Below are 24,051 nucleotides of genomic sequence, written 5' to 3' on the forward strand. Positions count from 1 at the left end.
CATAGCGCGTGGAGAACAAATTGTGAACGATGCACGTGCACGAGCGCATGTCCCTGGGGCCGTGGAGGCGGAGGCGCTGCACGGCCGGCCGCTGCGCTACTTCGATTTCGTGATGGCGGCGTTCGTCACCATCCTGCTGCTCTCGAACGTGCTCGGCGCAGGCAAGGTGGCGGTGGTGGACCTCCCCGGTATCGGCGACTGGCCGTTCGGCGCGGGCATATTGTTCTTCCCCATCGGCTACGTCATCGGCGACGTGCTCACCGAGGTCTACGGCTACGCGCGGGCGCGGCGCTGCATCTGGGCGGGCTTCGCCGCGCTCGTCTTCATGGCGTTCATGGCGTGGGTGGTGGTGAAACTGCCGCCTGCCGCGGACTGGACGGGGCAGGCGAGCTACGAGGCGGTGTTCGGGCAGGTGCCGCGCATCGTCTTCGCCAGCATCCTCGCCTTCTGGGCGGGCGAGTTCACCAACTCCTACGTGCTCGCGAAGATGAAGGTGTGGACGGGCGGCAAGCATCTCTGGATGCGCACCATCGGCAGCACCGTCGCGGGGCAGGGCGTCGACAGCCTGATCTTCTATCCGCTCGCCTTTCTCGGCGCGGCGGGCTGGACGAACGACCTCGTGATGAAGGTGCTCGTCACCCAGTGGGTGCTGAAGGTGGGCTGGGAGGCGATCCTGACGCCCGCGACCTACGCCGTCGTCGGCTTCCTGAAACGGCGCGAGGGGCTGGACGTTTACGACCGCGAGACCGACTTCACGCCGTTCAAGACCACAGTCTGAATCCTGAAAGGAGCCCGTCATGACCACGATTTCCGAAATCCCCCTGAAGACGATCGACGGAAGCGCAGCGACGCTCGGCGATTATGCGGGCAAGGTGCTGCTCGTCGTGAACGTCGCCTCGAAATGCGGGCTGACGCCGCAGTACGACGGGCTCGAGGCGCTCTATGCGGACAGGAAGGACGCGGGGCTCGTCGTGCTCGGCTTTCCGGCCAACGATTTCGCGGGTCAGGAGCCCGGCACGGACAGCGAGATCGCCGATTTCTGCCGTTCCACCTTCGGCGTGGATTTCCCGATGTTCTCCAAGATCGCCGTGACGGGCGCCGACCGGCATCCGCTCTACGACGCGCTCGTCGAGGCCCGGCCGCAGGCGACGCAGAAGCCGGGCGGCGATCTCCGCGCGAAGCTGGAGACGCACGGCCTCGCGCCCGCCGACCCCACGGGCGTGATGTGGAACTTCGAGAAGTTCCTGATCGGCCGCGACGGGCAGGTGATCGGCCGCTTCGCGCCGGATGTCGCGCCGGACGACCCGGCGCTGGTGGAGGCGATCGACGCGGCGCTCGCGGCCTGAGCGGCGTTTTTCGCGTTCCGGCCGCTCAGCCGATCTCGAACACCTCGTGGCGCACGCCGAAGCTCGTGCGCGTGCCGCGCCCCACGGCGAGGATGCCGTTCAGCCGGTCGTAGGCGGGGGCAGCGGTTTCGAAGACCATCGCCACGCGGATGTAGTAGAGCGAGGGATCGGCGTCGACGCCCGCATTGTCGGCCGCCGCGAAGGCCGCGCGCGCCGCATCATCGACGACGCTGCGGCCCGTGTAGGTCACGTAGATGAGCGCGTCGTCGTTCGTGCGCCACACGGCGCGCGCGTCGAACGTGCCCGCGCCGGCGCCGCTCGCGAGCTTGCCGGCGCGGGACCAGTTGCCGCCGCCGGGAAGCACCACGCCTGACAGTTCCGGCCCCTCGAAATGTCCGCCCGAGATGTAGCCGACGCGCTGCGCGCCGAACGGCGAGACGCCGAAATCGAGGATGCCGCCGCCCACTTCGAATTCCACGGTGCACAGCCTGCCGCCGACGAGGCCGCCGTCGCCCTCGGAAAATTTCATCGCCGCTTTCCTTCCCGTATGGACATGTGAAAAATAATTAGTACACTAAGCGTTAATAGAGATGCGGGAACAGGGCAAGCTGAAGGTCGTCGCCCCTTTCCGCCAGAACAAAGACGATCGAGGGGAGGTTCATCTTGAACGCTATTCGTACTCTGATGTCGGGCGCCGCCGTCACGGCGCTTGCCGGCGCACTTGCTTTTCCGGCCGTCGCGCAGGACGCCGCGACCGATACGGACGTCATCATCGTCACCGCGCTGAAGCGCGAGCAGAACCTGCAGGACGTGCCGATCTCGCTGGAGGTCGTCTCGGGCCAGAAGCTCGATGATTTCCGCGCGAACGATTTCAAGCAGGTGATGAATTACGTTCCCAACGTCTTCGTGCAGTCGACGGCGGGCAACGACACGATCTACATCCGCGGCTTCGGTTCGCCGCCCGCGAACTTCTCGTTCGACCAGTCCGTCAGCCTCTACGTGGACGGCGTCTACGCCGGGCGTAACCGGCAGGCGCAGGCGCCGTTCTTCGACCTCGAACGCGTCGAGGTGCTGCGCGGTCCGCAGGGCGCGTTGTTCGGCAAGAACACGGCGGCGGGCGCCGTCAGCATCGTGTCCGCCGGGCCGACGCGCGAGTTCGAGGGCGAGGCGAACGCGCTCTACAATTTCGACCAGAAGGGCTTCGACGTCTCCGGCTTCGTCTCCGGGCCGCTTGCGGACAATTTCGGCGTCCGCCTCGCCGGCAAGGTCATCAATCAGGACGGCTACATCCGGAATCTCGCCAACGGCGACAAGGAGCCGAAGACCAAGCAGCAGGTGTTCCGCCTGACCGCGAAGTGGGACGCCTCCGAGAATCTCGACATCACCGGCAAGCTCGAATACGCGAACCGCGACATGGAGGGCGGCATCACCGTGTCGAGCCCGCTGAACACGGGCCAGCAGCCGCGCCGCACGCGCTACATCGAGCAGAACCCGCTGGGCGAGGAGGGCACCTCGACGAAATCCGTGATGGGCTCGCTGACCGCGAACCTGTCGCTCGGCGACTATACGCTGACCTCGATCACCGGCTATTCGTGGTTCCGCGGCGACATCGTCAACAACTTCGACCAGTCGATCCCGGGCGGCGGCGTGACCGCCAATTCGGTGTACAACAAGTTCCTCGAGGACTTTAATCAGGTCTCGCAGGAAATCCGCCTGCTGTCGCCGACGGGCCAGACGCTGGAATTCATCGTCGGCGCCTATTTCGACCGCGCGAACTACAAGCTGGTGCAGTACGGCGGCTTCGACATCGCCGCGCTCAGCTACTTCGGCCTGCTGCGGACCAACTTCGACCAGGATTCGAAGACGGCGTCCGTGTTTGGGCAGGCGACGCTGAACGCCACGGATGCGCTGCGCGTCATCGGCAGCCTGCGCTACACGCGGACCAAGAAGGACGCGACGTTCGGCGGCCAGCTCATCTACGGCCCGTTCGCGCTGCGTCCGCTGACGAGCGCGGCGGGAGACCTGAGCGAAGGTCTGACCGACCCGTCCGTCACGGTGCAGTACGACATCACGGACCGCGTGATGGTCTATGCGACGTTCGGCAAGGGCTCGAAGTCGGGCGGCTTCGTCAGCAACACCTACGGGACCATCGATTCGACCTTCCAGTTCGCGCCCGAACGCTCGCGCAACTACGAGCTCGGCCTCAAGTCGGCGTTCGCGAACGGCGCCGTGGTGTTCAACGCCGCCGTCTACGACACCAAGTTCAAGAACCTTCAGGTCTCGGTCTACAATCCCAGCACGTCGTCATACCTGACCAGCAATGCGGCAAGCGCGACGTCGCGCGGCGTCGAGGCGTCGCTGACGGTGAACCCGATCCCGAATTTCGACATCACGGCGTCGGGCGCCTATCAGGATCTCGAATACGACGATTATCCCGGCGCCGCCTGCCTTGCGACGCAGCCGACGACCGAGTGCAACCCCACGGACCCGGTAAGCATCGCGAACAACAACCTCGCGGGTTACGCCCCGGCGCTCTATTCGAAGTTCTCCGGCAACATTCAGGCGCACGCGCGCTTCGACCTGCCGAGCGACCTCAAGATGGACGTGACCGGCATCGTCGGCGGACGTTCGAAATACTTCAACTCGGACAACCAGAGCCCGACCTTCGGCGTGCAGAAGGGCTATGCGAAGGTGGACGCGCGCATCCAGGTCGCGCCGCAGGACGACCGCTGGCACGTCGCGCTCATCGGCAAGAACCTGACGAACAAGCTCACCACCGGCAGCTCGTTCAACCTGCCCGCGCCGATCACCGCGGCGCCGCGCGCGATCCTCTATGTCGAGCCGGCGCGCAGCATATCGGTGGAAGCGGGGGTCCGCTTCTAGGGTGGCCGCCGTGAGCGGCGATCGCTCGGGCAAGGGCGGCGATGTCGCGGACCGCGACACGCCGCTCGTCCGGAATGAATGGTACGTCGCGGCGCTCGGCCGCGAGGTCACGCGCACGCCGCTCCGCCGCACCATCCTGGAGCAGGACATCGTCTTCTACCGGCGCGAGGACGGCAGCGCCGCCGCGCTCCAGAACCGCTGCGCGCACCGCTCCTACCCGCTTTCGAAGGGCTGCCTGAACGGCGATGCGATCGTCTGCGGCTATCACGGCATGGAATTCGGCGCCGACGGCCGCTGCGTTCGCATCCCGGCGCAGGACAATATCCCGGCGGCGATGCGCGTGCAGGCCTATCCGCTCATCGAGCAGGGGCCGTTCGTGTGGATCTGGACCGGCGATCCCGATGCGGCGGACGCGGCGAAGCTGGTGCCGCAGCCGTGGTTCACCGAGCCCGATTGGGGCAAGGTCGCGGGCTATTTCCACATGAAGGCGAGCTATCTCGGCCTCCATGAGAACCTGCTCGATCTCAGCCACTTCCCGTTCGTGCACGGCGCCGCGCTCGGGCGTGCCGAGCACGCCGGGGCGAAGCCGCGCGTCGGGATGCGGGACGGCCTCGTCCATTCCTCCGTCCTCCACCGCGACATCGCGATCAGCCCGGCCTTCGCCGCCGCCGCGCCGATGACGCATCCCGTCGACCGGCTGAGCGAGCAGGTCGTGCCGACCCCGGCGATCCATCTCGGCAAGGCGATCTACACGGATTCGTCGGACCCGCCGCAGGTGTTCAACCGCTACGTCGTGCATTTCCCGACGCCCGAGACGCGGACCTCGACGCATTATTTCTGGGGCATCGCGCGCGACACCGCGATCGACGATGCGGCGATGGACGCGGAAGCGCTCGCGCTCGGCAACAAGGCGTTCAACGAGGACCGCGAGGTGCTGGAGGAGATCGAGGCGCTCGTCGCGCGCGATCACCGTCCGGAGTTTCGCGAGAAGATCATCGACACCGACCGCGGCGGCATCCTGTTCCTGCGCTGGCTCGCCGCGCGGGCCGCCGCCGAGCAGGACGCCCTTGAACAGCAGGCAAAGCCATGATCGACGTCCACTACACGCCGACGCCGAACGGCTACAAGGTCTCGATACTGCTGGAAGAGCTGGAACTCCCCTACCGGCTGGTCCGCTACGACATGGCCGCGGGCGAGCATCTGAAACCGGAATTCCGACGCATCAATCCGAACGGCCGCCTGCCCGCGATCGTCGATCACGAGCCCGCGGACGGCGGCGCGCCGCTCCCCGTGTTCGAATCCGGCGCGATCCTGCTCTATCTCGCCGAGAAGACCGGCCGCTTCCTGCCGGAAGATCCGCGCGGCCGTTCGCTCGCCCAGCAATGGCTGGTCTGGCAGATGGCGGGCCTCGGCCCGATGCACGGACAGGCGCACCATTTCATCCGCTACGCGCCGGAGGGGCAGGACTATCCGGTGAACCGCTACCGGAACGAGGCGCTGCGGCTGCTCGCCGTGCTCGACCGGCGGCTTCAGGAGACGGACTATCTCGCGGGCGACTACTCGGTCGCCGACATCGCCTGCTGGCCGTGGGTGCGCGCCGCCGCGGTCATCGGTATCGACATCGCCGAGTTCGAGGCCATCCCCGGATGGTTCGAACGCATCGCCGCGCGGCCCGCCGTGGAACGCGGCACGGCGGTGAAGAACGCAGCGAACTTCATCAGCACGCGCCCGGTGCTGACGCCGGAGCAATGGTCCAACCTGTTCGGCGAGAACATGCTCAGGAGTTCGGGAACGCCGATCGCTCCGGCCGGCTGAACCGCGAAGCAGTCTCTGGCATCATTCCGTTTAGATTGAAGCCCTGAAGCCCCTCCTCTTCAGGGGAGGAGAGAAGAAGGGCGATCCATTCAAAACCGGAACGACCTCAGGCGGGAACGGGCTCCGCGCGCGCGGCGGGCTTGCCGACGTCGCGCCAGTCGGTCGTCCTCGGCACGAGCTGCTCGAAGCTCGGCGCATCGGCGGCGGTGAAGCCCGGCAATTCCGGCACGCGCCCGTCCGCCGCCGCGCGCGCCATCTGGAGCGCGAGCTTGCGGAATTCGAAGATCGCCTTGTCGCTGGAGCCGAGCCGGTCCTCGCTGCGGTCGGCGATCGGCCCCATGGATTCCCACATCGCCATGTCCTGCGTGGGGATGCCGGAAATGCCGGTGAAGTCGCCCGCCTTCATCGCGGCGCGGTCCTGCATGTAATTGTTGCCCGCGTGGCGCACCTTGCGGAACGTCACCGGGTCGATGTCCTCGCCCGGCACCGCGCCGCAGAACCGGCGCCACGCCTCGGTGGAGAGCCCCTTCGTCTCGTGCCAGGCGATCCAGTAGAACATGCAGTTCACGTCGTCGATCGGCACCAGCATCTGGATCAGCTTGTAGCGGTCCGTTGGCGGGATCATCACCGTGAACGGCGCGATGTAGAGTGTCGTGCGGATATAGTCCTGCGCGGCGGGGTCGTGGATCGGCGTGCGGATCGCGGCGTAGCGGAAGCCGTAGGGTGTGCGCTCCACCTGCAAGCGCGGCGACTTGTCGGCGGAGGGGCGCAGCCACTGGCTCTCGGTTGCTGTCGAGCCCGACACCTCCGGCGCGGTCGGCATGTTGGTGGAATGCAGGCTGGAACTGTGCGCCGAGTCGATCGCGCCTTCCAGCACCTGCGCCCAGTTGCAGGCGGCGTGCATCTTCACGATGGCGATCCTGTCAGCGGGCGCCGCCGACCATACGGGCGGCGTGAACGGCGCGGGCGCGGCGGGATCGCCCATCCACACCCAGACGAAACCCGCCGCCTCCCGCACCGGGTAGGCGCGCGTCCGCATCGAGTCGCGCAGCTTCGCGCCCGCGGGCTCGGAGGCCATGTCGACGGCGTTGCCGTCCACGTCGAATTTCCAGCCGTGATAGAGGCAGCGCAGCCCGCACGCCTCGTTGCGGCCGAAGAACAGCGAGGCGCGGCGGTGCGGGCACAGCTCGTCGAGCACGCCGACGCGGCCGTTCGTGTCGCGGAAGGCGACCATGTTCTCGCCGAGCAGCCGCACGCGCACAGGGGTTCCGTCAGGCTCGGCGATCTCCTCGCTCATGCAGGCCGGAATCCACACCTGCCGCATCACGCGCCCCATCGGCGCGCTGCCTTCCACGCGGCACATGAGGTCGTTCTGTTCCGGTGTCATCGTTCCCCTTCATTCTTATCGTTGCCGAAAATACTTTTATAACTAAGTATTCCGGATTACAAGATCGGTGTTCGGGGAGGGAGGCGCGCTTGCGGGTGCTGCGGCTGGGAATCGTCGGGTTGGGGCGCGGCGCGGTGCTGACCGTGCCGGCCTTTGCCGCGCACCCGCGCATCGAAATTATCGCCGGCTGCGACCCGAATGCCGAGGCGCGCGCGGGCTTCGCGGCGCAGACGGGCGCGCGGAGCCACGCGGACCTCGAAACGCTGCTCGGCGACCCGGAGATCGACGCCGTCTACATCGCCTCCCCGCACGAATTTCATGCCGCGCACACGGTCGCGGCGGCGCGCGCCGGAAAGCACGTGCTGGTCGAAAAGCCGATGGCGGTGACGCTCGGCGATGCCGCGCGCATGGTGGAGGCGGCGCGCGCGGCGGGCACGGTGCTGATGGTCGGGCCGAGCCACGGCTACGACGCGCCGGTCGCGCTCGCCGCGGACCTGATCGCGGACGGCACGGCGGGCGCGGTGCGGATGATCCACGCCTTCGCCTACACGGATTTCCTCTATCGCCCCCGCCGCCCGGCGGAGTTGCTGCGCGCCGAGGGCGGCGGCGTGGTGCTGAGCCAGGGCAGCCACCAGGTCGACGTCGTCCGCAGGCTTGCGGCGAGCCCGGTCAAAAGCGTGCGCGGATGGGTCGGCGACTGGGACGCGGCGCGGCCCTCCGATGGCGCCTTCACGGCGCTGCTCACGTTCGAAAGCGGCGCGGCGGCGAGCCTCGTCTATTCGGGCTACGCGCGCTACGACAGCGACGCGCTCGCGGGCTGGGCGGGCGAACTCGGCACTGCGAAAACGCCCGGCGCGCACGCCCGCACCCGCGCCGCGCTCGCCACCGGAAACGAGGGCGCGGCCAAGGCGGCGCGCGGCTTCGCCGCACGTGCCGAAGCCGTCCGGGCACCGTACCACGAGCGGCTCGGTTCGGTGATCGCCTGCTGCGCGAACGCCGACCTCGAACTCACGCCCGAAGGCGTCGTCGTGCACGGCGATGCCGGACCCGACCTGCGCCCGGCGCCGCTGCCGCCGGCCCGCCGCCACGGCGTCGCCGATGCCTTCGCGCGCGCGGTGCTGGCGGGGGAAGCGCCGCTGTTCGACGGCGCGTGGGGGCTGGAGACGCTCGCCGTCCTGCACGCGCTGCTGAGGTCGTCCGCCGAGGGCCGCGACGTCTCGCCCGCCGAACTGATCGAGGCCGAAAGGAAAACGCCATGAGCCGCCTGCCGCTGACGCTGGCCTGCTGGAACTACGACCGCACGCAGGCGCTCGTCGACGGGCGCGTGCGGCCCGACGGCATCGACCTCAACGTGCAGATGCTGGAGGTGGAGGAGACGTTCTTCCGGATGCTGCGGCACCGGGAATTCGATGCCGCCGAGATGTCGCTGTCCTCCTATTGCATGACGCTGACGCGGCCCGATCCGCCGTTCATCGCGCTGCCGGTATTCCCCTCGCGGCTGTTCCGGCACGGCTGCATCTTCGTGTCGGCGGCGAGCGGCATCACGCGGCCGGAGGATTTGCGGGGCAAGCGCATCGGCGTGCCGGAATACCAGATGACCGCGCCGGTCTGGATCCGCGGCATCCTCGCCGACGAATACGGCGTCGATCCGGCGGACGTGACCTACGTGACCGGCGGTGAGGAGCAGCCGGGCCGCGAGGAGAAATTGAAGCTCGCCCTGCCCGGGCGTTTCCGCGTCGAGCCGATCGGCCCGGAGGACACGCTCTCGGCGATGCTCGCGGACGGCCGCATCGACGCGCTGCACACCGCGCGCATCCCGTCCACCTTCTACACGCGGCCCGATGCCGTCCGCCGCCTGTTCCCGGATTTCAAGGCGGTGGAGCAGGACTATTTCCGCCGCACCGGCATCTTCCCGATCATGCACGTCGTCGTGATCCGCCGCGACGTCTACGCGGCGAACCGCTGGGCGGCGCGCGCGCTCTGCAAGGCGTTCGAGGCGGCGAGGGCGCTCGTGCAGGACGAGCTGCGCGTCACCGCGTCGCTGCGCACGATGCTGCCGTGGCAGATTGCCGCGGTGGAGGAGACGGCGGCGCTGATGGGCGGCGACTGGTGGCCCTACGGCGTTTCGGCGAACCGGGCCGTGCTCGACACGTTCCTGCGCTATCACCACGCGCAGGGCCTGTCCGCGCGCCGGTTGGCGGTGGAGGAATTGTTCGCGCCCGAATGTTTCGAGGGGTTCAAAATCTGACGGGACGGCCGGTCGCAAGTTTGCTACCGACGAACGGCGCACCACGCAGGGAGATACGCACGTTGTCGAAACGCAAGGCTGCACGTCAGCCCGCTGGATACTACCGGATTCCCGAAAACAGCCTCGGCTACCTGTCGCGCGTTACGTTCCGCTCGTTTTCGCGCGCGCTCGAGCGGCGGACGCTGGAGTACAACGTCTCGGCGGGGCAGTGGCGGTTCCTGCGCCAGCTCTGGCGGGAGGACGGCATCACGCAGCGCGAGCTCTCCGCGCGCGTCGGGATGCGCGAGCCGACAACCGTCGTCGCGCTGAAAGGGCTGGAGGCGGCGGGCCTCGTGCGGCGGGAAAAGAGCACGCTCGATCGCCGCAAGATCTACATCCACCTCACCGATCACGCGAAGGCGCTCGAGGACATCCTTGCGCCCATGAACGCGGAGGTGCACGACCTCGCGACGAAGGGTCTCTCCGATGCGGAGGTGGAGACGCTGCAATCGCTGCTGCGCCGCGTGATCGCCAACCTCGCCGAGGAATCGAAGGACACGCCGGTCCTCAGCGACCTCAGGGTCTGACGGGAACGGGGTTGCCCCGCCTTCCGTGAAAAGATTAGATACCTAATCAATACGAAGGAGGACGCATGGGCGCGAAGATCGCAGTGCTGGCGGGCAGCATCCGCAAGGGGTCGTTCAACGGCAGGCTGGCGGCGCTCGGCGCCGAGCGCCTGCGCGCGCACGGCGCGGACGTGACCGAGATCGACCTTCGCGACTACGACCTGCCGATCTATTGCCAGGACACGGAGGCGGAGGCGTTTCCGGCGGCTGCGCTCGCGCTCAAGGACGTGCTGCGCGCGCAGCACGGCCTGCTCGTCGCGACGCCCGAGCACAACGGGTCGATCTCCAGCCTGCTCAAGAACGCCATCGACTGGGCGTCGCGCCCCACGGACGGCGAGACCGCGGTTGCGCTTTCGGCCTATCGCGGCAAGGTCGCCGCCATCATGTCCGCCTCGATCGGCCCGTTCGGCGGCCTGCGCGCGCTCATCCAGCTTCGCCAGACGCTCGGCACGGTGCAGCTCCTGCTGCTGCCCGAGCAGGTCGCGGTGCCCTTCGCCGACCGCGCCTTCGATGCGGACGGGAGGCTCGTCGAGCCGCTTCCCGCCACGCTCCTCGACCAGATGGCGCAGCGGCTCGTCCGCACCGCCGAGGCGCTGCGCGGCTGACAGGCCTTCCTTTTCCTGCCGGAATAGTTAGAATACTAATCAAATATCGGGAGAGGTGCGCGTGCCGGGGCCGCTTGAAGGGTTGATCGTCGTCGAGCTGGGGCAGCTGATCGCCGGGCCCTTCTGCGGCCAGCTGCTCGGCGACATGGGCGCCACCGTCATCAAGGTCGAGCCGCCGCAGACGGGCGACCCGATGCGCCAGTGGGGCCGCGGCGATCCGCCCGTGTGGTGGGAGGTGATCGCCCGCAACAAGCGCTCGGTCGCGGCGAACCTGCGCGAGGCCGAAGGGCAGGAGATCGTGCGCCGCCTCGCCGCGAAGGCCGACATCCTCATCGAGAACTTCCGCGCCGGCACGCTCGAACGCTGGAACCTCGATCCCGAAGACCTCTGCCGCGAAAATCCCCGGCTGATCGTCGTCAGGATCAGCGGCTACGGCCAGTCCGGGCCTTACGCGGGGCGCGCCGGGTTCGGCGGCATCGGCGAGGCGATGGGCGGCTGGCGCGGCATCGTCGGTACGCCCGACCGGCCGCCCTCGCGCCTCGGCGTCTCGATCGGCGACAGCCTCGCCGGCACCTACGGCTGTCTCGGCGCGCTCGCCGCGCTCGAGGAGCGGCACCGGAGCGGCAAGGGCCAGGTCGTCGACGCCAGCCTCTACGAATCCGTGCTTCAGGTGATGGAAAGCCTCGTCCCCGAATACGACGTGACCGGTCACGTCCGGCAGCGCTCCGGCTCGGTGCTCACCGGCATCGCACCCTCCAACGTCTATCCGTGCAGCGACGGCGAGCTGCTGATCGCGGCGAACCAGGATGCGATCTTCCGCCGCCTCGCCCGCGCGATGGGGCGGGAGGAGCTCGCGGGCGACCCGCGCTACGCGACCCACGCGGCGCGCGGCGCGCGGCAGGAGGAGCTCGACGCCCTGATCGCGGACTGGACGCGGACGCGCGCGCTCGCGGAGGTCGAGGCGCTGATGGAGGAACACGCCATCCCCGCCGGGCGCATGTACACCGCGCGCGACATGCTGGACGATCCGCACTTCGCCGCGCGCGAATCCGTCGTCGCGGTCGAGACGGCGCGGCACGGGGCCGTGCGGATGCAGAACGTCTTCCCGCGCCTGTCGCGCACGCCGGGCGGCATTGCGAAGGCGGCGCCCGCGGCGGTGGGCGAGGACAGCGATTCGATCCTCGCCTCGATCGGCTACAGCGCCGGGGAAATCGCCGACATGAAGCGGCGCGGCGTCGCCTGATGGCGCGCACGCTCTACGAGAAGATCTGGGACGCGCATCTCGTCGCCGAGGATGAAGGCGAGGCGCTGCTCTACGTCGACCTCCACCTGCTGCACGAGGTCACCTCGCCGCAGGCGTTCGCCGGGCTCGCCGCGCGCGGCCTCCGCGTGCGCCGCCCGGAGCGGGCGCTGGCGCTGTTCGATCACGGCGTGCCGACCGAGAACCAGCGGGCGGGCGCCGCCGCCGTCCGCGACCCCGAGGCGCGCGCGCAGATCGAGATGCTGACCGCGAACAGCGACGCGTTCGGCATCGAGCGCTTCGACATGGGCGATCCGCGCAACGGCATCGTCCATGTCGTCGCGCCCGAGCAGGGCCGCACGCATCCCGGCATGACCATCGTCTGCGGCGACAGCCACACCTCCACGCACGGCGCGTTCGGCGCGCTCGCCTTCGGCATCGGCACCTCGGAGATCGAGCACGTGCTGGCGACGCAGACGATCCGCGCCCAGAAGGCAGGCACGATGCGGATCAGCGTGGAGGGCGCGCTCGCGCCGGGCGTCACCGCGAAGGACATGGCGCTCGCCGTCCTCGCGCGCATCGGCGTCGACGGCGCCTCGGGCCATGTCGTGGAGTTCGCCGGAAGCGCGGTGCGCGCGCTCTCGATGGAAGGGCGCATGACGCTCTGCAACCTCAGCATCGAGATGGGCGCGCGCGCCGGGCTGGTCGGCCCCGACGCCGTGACCTTCGCCTACCTCGAAGGCCGCCCCGCCGCGCCGCGCGGCGCCGACTGGGGCCGCGCCGTAGACCGCTGGGCCGCGCTCGCGAGCGATGCGGACGCGGCGTTCGACCGCGAGGTCCGGTTGGGCGGCGCGGCGATCCCGCCGATGGTGAGCTGGGGCATCACCCCGGCGCAGACCGTCGGCATCGACGGGCGCGTCCCGGACCCGGCAACGATCGCCGACCCCGCGCAGCGAGCCGTCGCGGAGCGTGCGCTCGCCTACATGGACCTGCGGCCGGGCGCGCCGCTCGCGGGGCTCCCCATCGACCGCGTCTTCATCGGCTCGTGCACCAACAGCCGCGTCGAGGACATCCGCGCAGCCGCCGCCGTCGCGGAAGGCAAGCGCGTTGCGAAGAGCGTGCGCGCAATGGTCGTGCCCGGCTCGGGCCTCGTCCGGCGGCAGGCGGAGGCGGAAGGCCTCGACCGCATTCTCGTCGCGGCCGGTTTCGACTGGCGCGAGCCCGGCTGCTCGCTCTGCGTCGGCATGAACCCCGACCGCCTCGACCCCGGCGAGCGCTGCGCCTCCACCTCCAACCGCAACTTCGAGCACCGGCAGGGCCGGAACGGCCGCACGCACCTGATGAGCCCCGCAATGGCGGCGGCGGCGGCGGTCACAGGGTGGATCGTCGATCTGCGCGATCTCTAGTCGACGACTTGAGGTGACGGGCCGGCATTTTTGAAATGTCTGCCGCAGTAGCCATTAAGGGGCCGCTAGCGGGCAGGGCGCTTTCGGGTGCAAACCGGAACGTGGGGGTGGGCGAGAGACCCACCCCAACGCTTCATATCCCGTCCAGACCCTTGCTGACCAAAACATTCACCGCAACGCGGCGGTTCTGCGCCTTGCCCTCAACCGAGTCATTGCTTGCCGCCGGGTCCGCTTCAGCCATTCCGGTGGGTGTAAGCATGCGATAGGGCTTCCAGCCGCAGGCCTGCTGAAGATAATTGACGACGCGCGCAGCTCGCTTCTCGCTAAGCTCTTGGTTAAATTCCTGGCTTCCCGTGGAATCGGTATAGCCAACGACAAGCAGGAGGGCATTGTCCATCGCTTCGGCCTCGGTGGCCGCGGCGCAGAGATCGGCTTTCGCTTGAGCAGACAGCACGGCCTTGCCGGTGTCGAAGTTCACGTTGGTCGTGCTTTTGACATTGTACTGATCGATATCGCCCACGCGGCCCCGGAGTGCTTCTGTTGCTGCGGCCTGCTCCTCAAAGCGCTGGTCCGTGGCGTTACGGATCATTGACGCGGTTTTGAAATCCTTGTTCTTGAGAGCGATCTGGCTTGCCACCAGTCCTTCCCCCCACTGCACCGTCTTGATGCTGACCGGCAGTCCGTTCAGCAGCGAGTCTGCGGCCAGTTTCTTGCTGTTGGCTCCGAGGAATCCCCCGCTGGATTTGATTCTGGTTCCATCGCTGATGAAAACTGTTGTTTTTGTGCCGCCAGCGGTCGTGATCTGCACCTTCTGGTCTTTGCGCGCCGAGATGAAGCCTTCGATCTCTGGTCCTGCGGCCATTCCCGTCAGGTCGGCAGGCGGATAGGCATTTATGTCTATTGGTGCGTCGGCCTCGCTCATGTCCTGCTGCTGCGCATGCAGGCTGGCCGGCACTAGGCCAGTAAGTGCAAGCAGCAAAAACATTCTTGGACTTTTGGAAATAACACTCATCGCATTGCTCCTTCAAATTCGACCAACCGGACGCGCGTGGTCGCCCGACTATCGTCTTCCGTGCCGTCGTATCCGGCGGCTGGAATCCGCGCCATCAAGCCTCGCTGATGTGCGGATTGTCGCCGTACCCGAACGCCACGGATGTCTTGCATGTTCGGGCCGATATTTCGGGCACAACACCCCGGACAACGCCAGTGTTACGTAGACGTTTCGAGAGCATCTTGCGGCAAGCCGATGCAGACTGCGCCGGGTAGGCGCGAAGCCGCCGCTGCTGTTCCAGATGAACGAACGGCTGATATAGGGCAGGCGCTATCCCGCCTGTGAATGACTGGGATCAAGGTGCTGGCCAGCAACGAAACGGCAGGTTTGCAAACGACACGCTCCTCTCCGTAAAGAGGGAGGGAGCGATTAGATTCGTTCGACCGCTTGGCGCGTTTCGTAGTCGGCGATAGCGCCCTCCAACGCCAGCGTCCGCTCCACTGAATCGCGGCCGTCCATCAGGTGACGGCGGACCGAGGGGTCGATGCTGAACCGGATCGGCGCTCCGCCGTCCATCAGGATCGTTTGCGAGCGCAGGTCGATGCTGAGCGGTGCCGTCGGCGTATCGTCCAGCCGCGCATTGAGGGCACCCAGCACGGCGTCGGGAAGCGCGATGAGCAATATGCCGTTCTCGCGGCAGTTGTTCGTGAAGATGCTGCCGAAGCTCGGCGCGATGATGCAGCGGATGCCGTGGTCGCGGAGCGCCCAGACGGCGTGCTCGCGCGAGGAGCCGCAGCCGAAGTTGGCGCCCGCGACGAGGACGCTCGCGTCGCGGAACGCGGGCCGGTTCAGCACGAACTCCGGCCGCTCGCGTCCCGCGTCGTCGTAGCGCATCCGCTCGAACAGGAAGGCGCCGAGGCCATCGCGCGTCAGCCCCTTCATGCGCTTGGCGGGCAGGATGCGGTCGGTGTCCACGTCGGCCATCGGCAGCCGCGCGGCGGGGGAGACGAGGATTTCGAAGGCCATGCGCGGGTTCCGCAGAAAATACTTCGAAACCTAACCATTTGCGCGCGCGGGCGTCAAGCCGGCGGGCGGCCCGTCGGCACCGGGCCCCAGTCCGCCTCCAGCGCCTCCAGCAGCGCCTCGTAGCGCGCCTCGCCGAGCGCATCCTTCACCGTGGCCGAGACGGCATCCATCGCCTGCTGCGCGTCGCTGCGCATCCGCGCGCCGTATTCGGTCACGGCGACGCGCCGCTGCCGCCCGTCGTCCGGGTCCGGTTCCAGTGTCAATATGCCCATCTCCGCGAGCTGCGCGATGGTGGTGTGGATCGCCTGCCGCGAGACGCCCATGCGGCGCGCGATCTCGGCGGGGCGCACGTAGCCGCTCAGCACGTTCACCATCACCATCGACTGCGCGCGGCTCACATCGGGCCAGCCGCGGTCGTGGAGCCGCGCCTGCAGCCCGTCGTCGAGCCAGCAGAAGCGCTGGAACAGGTGCATGATCAGCTGGTTGTCGCGCATTGCCCCTTCGCCGGAAATGGGTTCTCCTGGTCGCGATAGCGGAAGGTGCGGCGGTTGCACAGGCGCAAGGGCGGCGTGCATTCTTGTCCGGGCTCAATACTTAGATTACTAGGCATTTTGAATCGGGAACGAAAGCGGGGAGGGGAACGATGCTGGGATTGATGCAGGACTGGCCGCTCACGGTCGACCGCCTGCTCGATCACGCCGCCGCGTGGCACGGCGCGCGGGAGATCGTCTCGCGCGATGCCGAGGGGCGCGTCACGCGCAGCAGCTATGCCGGGGTCCATGCCGACGCGAAGCGCGTGTCGAATGCGCTGGCGCGCATGGGGATCGGACTCGGCGACCGCGTGGCGACCCTCGGGTGGAACGGCGCGCGCCACCTCGCGGCGTGGTACGGCATCGCCGGCATGGGCGCGATCTGCCACACGCTGAACCCGCGCCTGTTCCCTGAACAGCTCGCCTATATCGCCGCCGAGGCGGAGGACCGGCTGCTGATCGCCGATCCCGCCTGCGCAGCCCTGATCCCGGACCTGCTCGCGAACGTGCCCTCGATCGCGCGGGTGATCTTCTTCTGCGACCGCGCGGGGCTGCCCGAAACCGATTTCGAAGCCGTCGCCTTCGACGACTGGATCGCGGGCGAATCCGCCGAATTCGCGTGGGGCGGCTTCGACGAGCGGACCGCGTGCGGGCTCTGCTACACCTCGGGCACCACCGGCAATCCGAAGGGGGTGCTCTACGCGCACCGCTCCAACTACATCCACGCGCTGATGACCTTGCAGCGCGACGCGCTGGCGCTGTCGGCGCGCGACACCATCCTGCTCGTCGTGCCCATGTACCACGCCAACGCGTGGGGCGTCGTCTATTCGGCGCCCGCCGCGGGCGCGAAGCTGGTGCTGCCGGGGCAGCGGCTCGACGGCGCCTCGCTCTACGATCTCATCGAGAGCGAGGGCGTCACCTACGCGGGCGGGGTGCCCACCGTCTGGCAGTCGCTGCTCCAGCACGTCGAGGCCACGGGCGCGCGCTTCTCGACGCTGGAGCGCGTCACCATCGGCGGCTCGGCGTGCCCGGAATCCATCGTCCGCACCTTCCGCGACTACGGCGTCGACGTGATTCAGGGCTGGGGCATGACCGAGACCTCGCCGCTCGCCACCGTCTCCGTGCCCACCGCCGAGGTCGCCGCGATGGATGAGGACGCACAGGTCGCCTACAAATTGAAGCAGGGGCGGCCGCTCTGCGGCATCGAGCTCAAGCTCACCGACGACGCGGGGGGGCGCCTGCCGCACGACGGGCGCACGCCCGGGCGGCTCAAGATCAGGGGCGTCACCATCGCGGGCGGCTACTACGCGGGCGCGGGCGGCGACGTGCTCGATGACGAGGGCTTCTTCGACACCGGCGACGTCTCGACGATCGACAAACGCGGCTACATGCAGATCACCGACCGCGCCAAGGACATCGTGAAGTCGGGCGGCGAGTGGATTTCCTCGATCGACATCGAGAACATCGTCGTCGGCCACCCGAAGGCGCAGTATGCGGCCGTGATCGGCGTCGTGCATCCGAAGTGGGACGAACGGCCGATCCTGCTCGTGCAGCTGAAGGACGGCGAGACGGCGGACGGCGCCGAGTTCCTCGCGTGGCTCGACGGCAGGATCGCGAAGTGGTGGATGCCCGACGACGTGCTGATCGTGGACGAGATCCCGCTCGGCCCCACCGGCAAGGTCGACAAGAAGCTGATCCGCACGCGCCTCGAAGGCTACACGCTGCCCTTCAATGTCGAGCGATGAGGGGCTGGACCCTCGCGTTCCACCCGTTATATACTTCGATAGCTAAGTAATTCACCGAGGGGAGATACGATGGATCCGAACGGCACCGAGGGGCTGGACGCTGTCTTCATCGGCCGCGCGTCGGCCACCGCGCCGCGCATCCAGGCGGGCGGCCATCCGTGCCAGGGCATCTACTGGACCGCGCAGGGCGCGCGCCCGAAGGTGGCGCTCATCGCCACGCACTACAACGTCGATTTCGCCGAGCACTACATCGCGCCCTATTTCGCGCGGCGCGGCTTCGGCTTCCTCGGCTGGAACACGCGCTACCGCGGCTTCGAGGACCAGTTCCTGCTGGAGCACGCGCTCATCGACATCAGCGTCGGGATGCGCTGGCTGCGCGAGGAGGCGGGCGTCGAGCGGATCGTCATCCTCGGCAACTCGGGCGGCGGCTCGCTGATGGGCGCCTATCTCGCCGAGGCGATCAAGCCGACGATGCACACCGCGCTCACCGGCGCGGGCCGCGACGTGCTCGCGAGCCTGCCGAAGGCGGACCTCTACATCTCGCTGAACGCGCATCAGGGCCGCCCCGAGGTGCTCACCGACTGGATGGACGCCTCGGTGATCGACGAGACCGACCCCGTCGCCACCGACCCGGCGCTCGATCCCTTCAACCCGGACAACGGCCCGCCCTATTCGGCGGACTTCATCGAACGCTACCGGGCCGCGCAGCGCGCGCGCAACCAGCGCATCACGGACTGGGCGAAGGCCGAGCTCGCCCGCCTCAACGCCGCCGGCATCCCGGACCGCATCTTCCCGCTGTTCCGCGTGTGGGGCGACCTGCGCTGCATGGACCCGGCGATCGACCCCTCCGACCGCGCGCCCGGCCAGTGCTATCGCGGCGATCCCGCGGTCGCGAACCGCACGCCGAGCATCGGCCGCGCCAACACGATTCGGACATGGCTTTCGATGTGGAGCCTCGAGACCTCGAAGTGCATGGGCGAGCCGCACCTCAGCAAGTTCGACATGCCCGCGCTCGTCGTGCAGGGCTCGGCGGACACCGGCGTCTTCCCGAGCGACGCGCGGAAGATCTTCGATTTCATCGGATCGGCCGACAAGCGGCTGGAGATGCTCCCCGGCGCGCACTATTTCGAGGACTCGACGAAGCACCGCGACGATGCCGCAGACCTGATGGCGGGCTGGATTCGCGAGAAGCTCTGAAGGGGACGGGCGTGGGCGCAGCGCAGGACGAATCGGTCATAGAGCACCTGCGCGCCTCGGGCCTCGTCGCCCCCGGAGAGGTGCCGCGCATGACGCCGCTGTCGGGCGGCGTCTCGTGCGACGTGTGGCGCGTCGATACGGCGAAGGGCGCGTTCGCGGTGAAGCGCGCGCTCCCCAAGCTGCGCGTCGAGGCGGACTGGTTCGCGCCCGTCGAGCGCGCCGAGAGCGAGGTGCGCTGGCTGCGGCGCGTCGGCGCCTTCGCGCCCGCGATCGTGCCCGCCATCGTCGCGGAGGTGCCGGAGGAGCACCTCTTCGCGATGCGCTTCCTCGAACCCGCGCAGCACCCGGTCTGGAAGGACGAACTGATCGCCGGCCGCGTCGATCCGGCGTTCGCCGCGAAGGTCGGCGCGGCGCTTGCCCGCATCCACGCGGAGACGGCGAACGATCCGGCCATCGCGCGCGATTTCGATACGGGCGCGCTGTTCCACGCGCTCAGGGTCGAGCCGTTCCTGCTTTATGTCGCGCAGCATGACGCGGAGGTCGCGCCGCGCCTGCGGGCGCTCGCGGCCGATCTCGAAGTGCGCCGCGTGGCGCTCGTCCACGGCGACGTCAGCCCCAAGAACATCCTCGTCGGCCCCGGCGGCCCCGTGTTCCTCGATGCGGAGTGCGCGGTCTGCGGCGACCCGGCGTTCGACCTCGCCTTCTGCACGACGCACCTGCTGCTGAAGGCGGTGTGGCTGAAGCCGGATGCCGCGCCGCTCACGGAGTCTGCCGCGGCGATGGCGGCGGCGTACCGCGCGGGCATCGACTGGGAGGATGCGGACGCGCTGATGCAGCGCGCGGGTGCGCTCACGGCGGCGCTGCTGCTCGCGCGCGTCGATGGCAAATCGCCCGCGCCCTACCTCACGGACGCGGCGGACCGCGCCGAGGTCCGCGGCCGCGCCAAGCGCCTGCTCGCGGCCTCCGGTACAGACCTCGAACAGCTCATCGCCGGATGGCGGGAAGGACGGGAATGAACAGCGAAATCACCGCCATCAAGGGCCGTCAGCTCTGGGATTCGCGCGGCCGCCCGACAGTGGAGGCGGAGGTGCAGCTCGCGGGCGGCGCGGTCGGGCGCGCCATCGCGCCCGCGGGCGCGTCGCGCGGCGCGCACGAGGCGATCGACCTGCGCGACGGCGGCAAGGCGTTCGGCGGCATGGGCGTCGCCCGCGCCGTCGCCAACATCGTCGGCACGGTCGCGCCCGCGCTCGTCGGGCGAGATGCCGCCGATCAGGCCGCGGTCGACGCCGCGCTCGTCGCGCTCGACGCCTCGCCGAACCGCGCGGAGATCGGCGCCAACGCGCTCGTCGCCGTGTCGATGGCGGTGCTGCACGCCGCCGCCGCCGCCGCGGGCGAGCCGGTGTGGCGCTGGCTTTCCGGCGGCGCACCGGTGCGGATTCCGCTCCCCGAAATCCAGATCTTCGGCGGCGGCGCGCACGCCGGGCGGCGCACCGACGTGCAGGACTTCATGGTGATGGCGCCCCGCGCGGGCTCGTTCCGCCGCGCGCTCGAGATCACCGACGCCGTCTACCGCGCGGCCGGGCGGCTGATGGCGGCGAAGGGCGCCGTCGCGGGCGTCGCCGACGAGGGCGGCTGGTGGCCCAATTTCGATTCCAATGAAGACGCGCTCGATACACTCACCAAGGCCATCGAGCAGGCGGGCTTCCGCCCCGGCGAGGACGTGTTCATCTCGCTCGACATCGCCGCGAACGAGCTCGGCGACGCGAACGGCTACCGCCTCGCGCTCGACAACAACAGGCTCTCGGGCGCGGAGATGGCGGACCTCGTCGTCGGCTGGGCGAAGCGCTACCCGATCCTCTCGATCGAGGACCCGGCCGGGCAGGACGATTTCGCCACGATGGCGGACGTGACGGCGCGCATCGGCGACGCCGTGCAGATCATCGGCGACGACGTGCTGGTCACGAACGCCGCGCGCGTCGAAACGGCGGCCGCCCACGGCGCCTGCAACGCCGCGCTCATCAAGGTCAATCAGGTCGGCACGGTGACGGAGGCGAAGGCGGCGCTCGACGCGGCGCGCGGCAAGGGCTGGGGCACGATCGTCTCGGCGCGCTCGGGCGAGACCGAGGACGTGACCATCGCGCACCTTTCCGTGGGGTGGGACGCGGGCCAGCTCAAGGTCGGCTCGTTCACGCGCTCGGAGCGCATGGCGAAGTGGAACGAGGTGCTGCGCATCGAGGAAGCGATGGGCGCGGATGCGACCTTCGCGGGCGCGTCGGCGTTCGCCGCGCCGGTCGCGGCGAGATTGTCCGCATGAAGATTCTTCTCCACGCCCGGCCGAGCGCCGGTTTCCGCGCGCAGGTGGACGGCGTGTTCGGGGACGGCATCGCCATCGTCGACGAGGCCGACGACGCCGGTTTCCGCCGTGAGATGGCGGACACCGAAGCGCTGCTCCACGTGCTGACGCCGGTGCGGCCCGATCACATCGCGGGCGCGCCGAGGCTGAAACTGATCCAGAAGCTCGGCGTCGGCGTGAACACCATTGCGCTTGATGCCGCGAGGGACGCGGGCGTCGCCGTCTGCAACATGCCCGGCGTCAACGCGCAGGCGGTCGCCGAGATGGCGCTGGCGCTGCTGTTCTCGGTGCTGCGCCGCACGCCCTATTTCGATGCGATCACCCGCGAAGGGAAAGGCTGGGAGGCGGACTCCGCCGTGCTCGACGGCGTCGGCGAGGTCGCGGGGCGCGCCGTGGGGCTGGTCGGCTTCGGCAGCACCGCGGCCCGGCTGGCGCGCGCGCTCGAAGCGCTCGGCGCGCGCGTCGTCTACACCGCGCGCTCGGCGAAGGCGGACGTGCCTTATACGTATCTGCCCCTCGCCGATCTGCTCGCCGAATCCGATGTCGTGTCGCTGCACGCGCCGCTCACCGAGGAAACGCAGGGCATGATCGGCCGCGCCGCGATCGCGGCGATGAAGCCGGGCGCGATCCTCGTCAACACCGCGCGCGGCGAGCTCGTCGACGAGGCCGCGCTCGCCGATGCGCTGCGCTCCGGGCACCTGCGCGGCGCGGGGCTCGACGTGTTCGCGGCGGAACCGGCGGGCGCGGACAACCCGCTGTTCGGGCTGCCGCAGGTCGTCGTCAGCCCGCATATCGCGTGGCTGACGCCCGAAACGCTGGGGCGCTGCCTCGTGATCGCCAAGGAAAACGTCCGCAGGCTCGCCGCCGGGGAGCCGCTTCTGAACAGGGTTGTCTGATGGCAGAGCCGCTTCCCGTCGTCCTCGCTTCCGGCCAGCTTCTCACGCGCGACGTGTGGGCGCCGCAGATCGCGGCATGGTCGGCCGAGCGCGCGGTGATCGTCGCCGATCATACGCGGGACGAGACGATCGCGGACATGGCCCGGCGGCTGCTCGACGCCGCGCCCGAACGCTTCGCGCTCGCCGCGCACGCGATGGGTGGCTTCACCGCATTCGAGGTGATGCGGCAGGCGCCCGAGCGCGTCGCGCGCCTCGCGCTGCTCGCGACGCTCGCCCCCGCCGACGGCCCGGCGCAGACAGCGCGGCGGCAGGGCTATATCGACCTCGTCGAGAAAGGCCATTTCGATCAGGTGGCGGAGGAGCGCATCCCGATGCTGCTCTCCCCCGCGCGCCGCGAAGACCCCGCGCTCGTCGCCGCCGTGCGGCGGATGGCGGCAGAGACGGGTGCCGAGACGTTCCTGCGCCAGCAGCGCGCGATCATGGCCCGCGCCGACAGCCGGGCGTCTCTGGCCGACATCCGCGTGCCGACGCTGATTCTCTGGGGCGACGCCGACGGCATTGCCACGCGCGCGCATCAGGACGAGATCGTCTCCGGCATAGCGGGCGCACGGCTCGTCGTGCTGCCGGGTGTCGGGCACCTCTCGACGCTGGAAGCGCCGGAGGCGGTGTCGAAAGCGGTCGGCGACTGGCTGCGCGAAACCTGAGCTGCAATCGGTCTGTTTTGGGTTGCATCCCGGGCTGTGCCAAAACGGGCGCACGTCTATGACGACGGGGCTGGGTCGAGTGGCCGGGCCGGATTGCTGATTTCAGTCGTCGGGGTCCGCCGCCGGTCGCGGTTCGAGCCAACTGGCGATCCAGGTCGGCAAGAGCAAGCCGAACCCTTGAATCCCGAAGCCGAGATTGAACCAGTCCATGAACTGCGGGTGCCAAAGCCATGGAACGCCTGCGCTCGTCATGTAGAAGCAGCCGAGCGAAAACATAATAGCGAGCACGACGCCCGAGGTGGCGTGCGCGCGAGCCTTCACCATGAGTTCGCGCTCATCCAGTGGTCGGTTCACGGTCGCCGTGAATCGGGGTCCCAAGGCGCGAAGAAAGGCGGCGGCGAGGATCGCGCCATAGAAGATCAGCCACCCGATCAGGAAATCGGCGGCAATCGCTATTCCGGCCCTGGCCATCAGCACGAAGCCTAGGATCATGGCCGCGACCACCAGTAGCGGCGCCCAGCGAAAGCTTCGCGGCGGCGTTTTCATAAAAATGATCTTGTCGAGCCGCGTCGCATAGACGAGGCGGTCCATTTTTTCGAGCAGGGTCATGAGGATTGGTCTCCGGCTGCGGCGGCACGGCGTAATGTGTCTGCGACTGGTTCGAAGGGACGGAAGGAAAACAGAAGCTCGATCGGCACTTCGAAATAGACGGCGATCTTCATCGCGAGCTCGAGGCTGGGCTTGTAGTCGCCCCGCTCGAGATAGCCGATCGTCTGGTTGTTCACACCCACCGCCTCCGCGAGTTCGCGGCGGGACACGCCGCGTTCGGCTCGAAAGACAGCGATGCGGTTATATAAGTTCATCACAAAACCGTCTCGAATTGATAATGATATATTGTGTTTACACAACAAAAAAGAAGCAAGTCAATGGACATTTGGCTAAGGCTGAGTGACATGCACTCGGGCGATCCGCTGCCGGAGTTCAGCGTGCAAGACCTGCGCGCTGCGGTCGCAATGCACGCCGGGGGCACAGGGAACCATCCACAGATTGAGCGATCAGGGCGCGCTCGACCGT

Annotated in this window: 24 protein-coding genes; 17 read left to right on the forward strand and 7 right to left on the reverse strand. The window is 68.5% G+C overall.

The window, feature by feature from the left end; genetic code table 11:
* Nucleotides 1-22: 22 nt before the first annotated feature.
* The gene (locus tag PE061_RS07975) at nucleotides 23-778 is read left to right on the forward strand and encodes a queuosine precursor transporter (protein WP_271258558.1); all 756 of its coding nucleotides are present in this window, start codon (nucleotides 23-25) and stop codon (nucleotides 776-778) included.
* 19 nt (nucleotides 779-797) lie between these two features.
* The gene (locus PE061_RS07980; protein ID WP_271258559.1) at nucleotides 798-1,346 is read left to right on the forward strand and encodes a glutathione peroxidase; all 549 of its coding nucleotides are present in this window, start codon (nucleotides 798-800) and stop codon (nucleotides 1,344-1,346) included.
* A gap of 25 nt (nucleotides 1,347-1,371) precedes the next feature.
* Here PE061_RS07980 and PE061_RS07985 read toward each other — a convergent pair whose 3' ends face one another.
* On the reverse strand, nucleotides 1,372-1,875 hold the full coding sequence (locus PE061_RS07985) for a DUF3237 domain-containing protein (protein ID WP_271258560.1): 504 nt from the start codon (nucleotides 1,873-1,875) through the stop codon (nucleotides 1,372-1,374).
* Between the two features lie 134 nt (nucleotides 1,876-2,009).
* On the opposite strand from PE061_RS07985, the gene PE061_RS07990 reads away from it, so the two are divergent.
* The 3 genes from PE061_RS07990 to PE061_RS08000 are packed head-to-tail and all read left to right on the forward strand — an operon-like array spanning nucleotide 2,010 to nucleotide 6,044.
* A complete protein-coding gene (locus tag PE061_RS07990; protein WP_271258561.1) occupies nucleotides 2,010-4,229 on the forward strand; it encodes a TonB-dependent receptor in 2,220 nt (739 codons plus the stop codon).
* 10 nt (nucleotides 4,230-4,239) lie between these two features.
* Nucleotides 4,240-5,319, forward strand: coding sequence for an aromatic ring-hydroxylating dioxygenase subunit alpha (locus tag PE061_RS07995; RefSeq protein ID WP_271258562.1), 1,080 nt, complete (start codon nucleotides 4,240-4,242; stop codon nucleotides 5,317-5,319).
* Nucleotides 5,316-6,044 carry a glutathione S-transferase N-terminal domain-containing protein gene (locus tag PE061_RS08000; protein WP_271258563.1) on the forward strand — a complete coding sequence of 243 codons (729 nt, stop codon included), beginning with the start codon at nucleotides 5,316-5,318 and terminating at the stop codon, nucleotides 6,042-6,044. Before PE061_RS07995 ends, PE061_RS08000 begins: the two co-directional genes overlap by 4 nt.
* Before the next feature lie 106 nt (nucleotides 6,045-6,150).
* Here PE061_RS08000 and PE061_RS08005 read toward each other — a convergent pair whose 3' ends face one another.
* Nucleotides 6,151-7,431 (reverse strand): Rieske 2Fe-2S domain-containing protein, encoded by a 1,281-nt coding sequence (locus tag PE061_RS08005; protein WP_271258564.1) that lies wholly within the window; start codon nucleotides 7,429-7,431, stop codon nucleotides 6,151-6,153.
* 95 nt (nucleotides 7,432-7,526) lie between these two features.
* Here PE061_RS08005 and PE061_RS08010 point away from each other — a divergent pair, with 95 nt between their 5' ends.
* From PE061_RS08010 to leuC, 6 genes are all read left to right on the forward strand, one after another.
* Nucleotides 7,527-8,690: a Gfo/Idh/MocA family oxidoreductase gene (locus PE061_RS08010; RefSeq protein WP_271258565.1), complete on the forward strand. Its 1,164-nt coding sequence runs from the start codon at nucleotides 7,527-7,529 to the stop codon at nucleotides 8,688-8,690.
* On the forward strand, nucleotides 8,687-9,679 hold the full coding sequence (locus PE061_RS08015) for an ABC transporter substrate-binding protein (protein ID WP_271258566.1): 993 nt from the start codon (nucleotides 8,687-8,689) through the stop codon (nucleotides 9,677-9,679). Before PE061_RS08010 ends, PE061_RS08015 begins: the two co-directional genes overlap by 4 nt.
* A 62-nt stretch (nucleotides 9,680-9,741) precedes the next feature.
* On the forward strand, nucleotides 9,742-10,245 hold the full coding sequence (locus PE061_RS08020) for a MarR family winged helix-turn-helix transcriptional regulator (RefSeq protein ID WP_271258567.1): 504 nt from the start codon (nucleotides 9,742-9,744) through the stop codon (nucleotides 10,243-10,245).
* A gap of 65 nt (nucleotides 10,246-10,310) precedes the next feature.
* Complete coding sequence (locus PE061_RS08025; protein WP_271258568.1) at nucleotides 10,311-10,889, forward strand: NADPH-dependent FMN reductase; 579 nt, start codon at nucleotides 10,311-10,313, stop codon at nucleotides 10,887-10,889.
* 61 nt (nucleotides 10,890-10,950) lie between these two features.
* Nucleotides 10,951-12,132 carry a CaiB/BaiF CoA transferase family protein gene (locus PE061_RS08030; protein ID WP_271258569.1) on the forward strand — a complete coding sequence of 394 codons (1,182 nt, stop codon included), beginning with the start codon at nucleotides 10,951-10,953 and terminating at the stop codon, nucleotides 12,130-12,132.
* Nucleotides 12,132-13,535, forward strand: coding sequence for a 3-isopropylmalate dehydratase large subunit (gene leuC, locus PE061_RS08035; protein ID WP_271258570.1), 1,404 nt, complete (start codon nucleotides 12,132-12,134; stop codon nucleotides 13,533-13,535). The genes PE061_RS08030 and leuC overlap by 1 nt, the downstream gene beginning before the upstream one ends.
* Before the next feature lie 133 nt (nucleotides 13,536-13,668).
* On the opposite strand, the gene PE061_RS08040 is transcribed toward leuC, so the two are convergent.
* From PE061_RS08040 to PE061_RS08050, 3 genes are all read right to left on the reverse strand, one after another.
* Nucleotides 13,669-14,547, reverse strand: a complete 879-nt coding sequence (locus tag PE061_RS08040; RefSeq protein ID WP_271258571.1) for an OmpA family protein — start codon at nucleotides 14,545-14,547, stop codon at nucleotides 13,669-13,671.
* 408 nt (nucleotides 14,548-14,955) lie between these two features.
* The gene (leuD, locus tag PE061_RS08045; protein ID WP_271258572.1) at nucleotides 14,956-15,552 is read right to left on the reverse strand and encodes a 3-isopropylmalate dehydratase small subunit; all 597 of its coding nucleotides are present in this window, start codon (nucleotides 15,550-15,552) and stop codon (nucleotides 14,956-14,958) included.
* A 53-nt stretch (nucleotides 15,553-15,605) separates the two neighbouring features.
* Nucleotides 15,606-16,046 (reverse strand): MarR family winged helix-turn-helix transcriptional regulator, encoded by a 441-nt coding sequence (locus PE061_RS08050; protein ID WP_271258573.1) that lies wholly within the window; start codon nucleotides 16,044-16,046, stop codon nucleotides 15,606-15,608.
* A 149-nt stretch (nucleotides 16,047-16,195) separates the two neighbouring features.
* Here PE061_RS08050 and PE061_RS08055 point away from each other — a divergent pair, with 149 nt between their 5' ends.
* From PE061_RS08055 to PE061_RS08080, 6 genes are all read left to right on the forward strand, one after another.
* Complete coding sequence (locus PE061_RS08055; RefSeq protein WP_271258574.1) at nucleotides 16,196-17,827, forward strand: long-chain-fatty-acid--CoA ligase; 1,632 nt, start codon at nucleotides 16,196-16,198, stop codon at nucleotides 17,825-17,827.
* Nucleotides 17,828-17,896: 69 nt separating this feature from the next.
* Nucleotides 17,897-19,024 carry an alpha/beta hydrolase gene (locus tag PE061_RS08060; RefSeq protein ID WP_271258575.1) on the forward strand — a complete coding sequence of 376 codons (1,128 nt, stop codon included), beginning with the start codon at nucleotides 17,897-17,899 and terminating at the stop codon, nucleotides 19,022-19,024.
* Between the two features lie 11 nt (nucleotides 19,025-19,035).
* Nucleotides 19,036-20,040 (forward strand): phosphotransferase family protein, encoded by a 1,005-nt coding sequence (locus PE061_RS08065; RefSeq protein WP_271258576.1) that lies wholly within the window; start codon nucleotides 19,036-19,038, stop codon nucleotides 20,038-20,040.
* Complete coding sequence (gene eno, locus PE061_RS08070) at nucleotides 20,037-21,338, forward strand: phosphopyruvate hydratase (protein WP_271258577.1); 1,302 nt, start codon at nucleotides 20,037-20,039, stop codon at nucleotides 21,336-21,338. The genes PE061_RS08065 and eno overlap by 4 nt, the downstream gene beginning before the upstream one ends.
* A complete protein-coding gene (locus PE061_RS08075; RefSeq protein WP_271258578.1) occupies nucleotides 21,335-22,273 on the forward strand; it encodes an NAD(P)-dependent oxidoreductase in 939 nt (312 codons plus the stop codon). The genes eno and PE061_RS08075 overlap by 4 nt, the downstream gene beginning before the upstream one ends.
* Complete coding sequence (locus tag PE061_RS08080) at nucleotides 22,273-22,977, forward strand: alpha/beta fold hydrolase (RefSeq protein WP_271258579.1); 705 nt, start codon at nucleotides 22,273-22,275, stop codon at nucleotides 22,975-22,977. Before PE061_RS08075 ends, PE061_RS08080 begins: the two co-directional genes overlap by 1 nt.
* A gap of 102 nt (nucleotides 22,978-23,079) precedes the next feature.
* Here the strand turns inward: PE061_RS08080 and PE061_RS08085 are convergent, their stop codons facing one another.
* Nucleotides 23,080-23,586, reverse strand: a complete 507-nt coding sequence (locus PE061_RS08085; RefSeq protein ID WP_271258580.1) for a hypothetical protein — start codon at nucleotides 23,584-23,586, stop codon at nucleotides 23,080-23,082.
* The gene (locus PE061_RS08090) at nucleotides 23,583-23,840 is read right to left on the reverse strand and encodes a helix-turn-helix transcriptional regulator (protein ID WP_271258581.1); all 258 of its coding nucleotides are present in this window, start codon (nucleotides 23,838-23,840) and stop codon (nucleotides 23,583-23,585) included. The genes PE061_RS08085 and PE061_RS08090 overlap by 4 nt, the downstream gene beginning before the upstream one ends.
* Between the last annotated feature and the right edge of the window lie 211 nt (nucleotides 23,841-24,051).

Source organism: Sphingosinicella microcystinivorans (assembly GCF_027941835.1).
GTDB lineage: Bacteria > Pseudomonadota > Alphaproteobacteria > Sphingomonadales > Sphingomonadaceae > Sphingosinicella.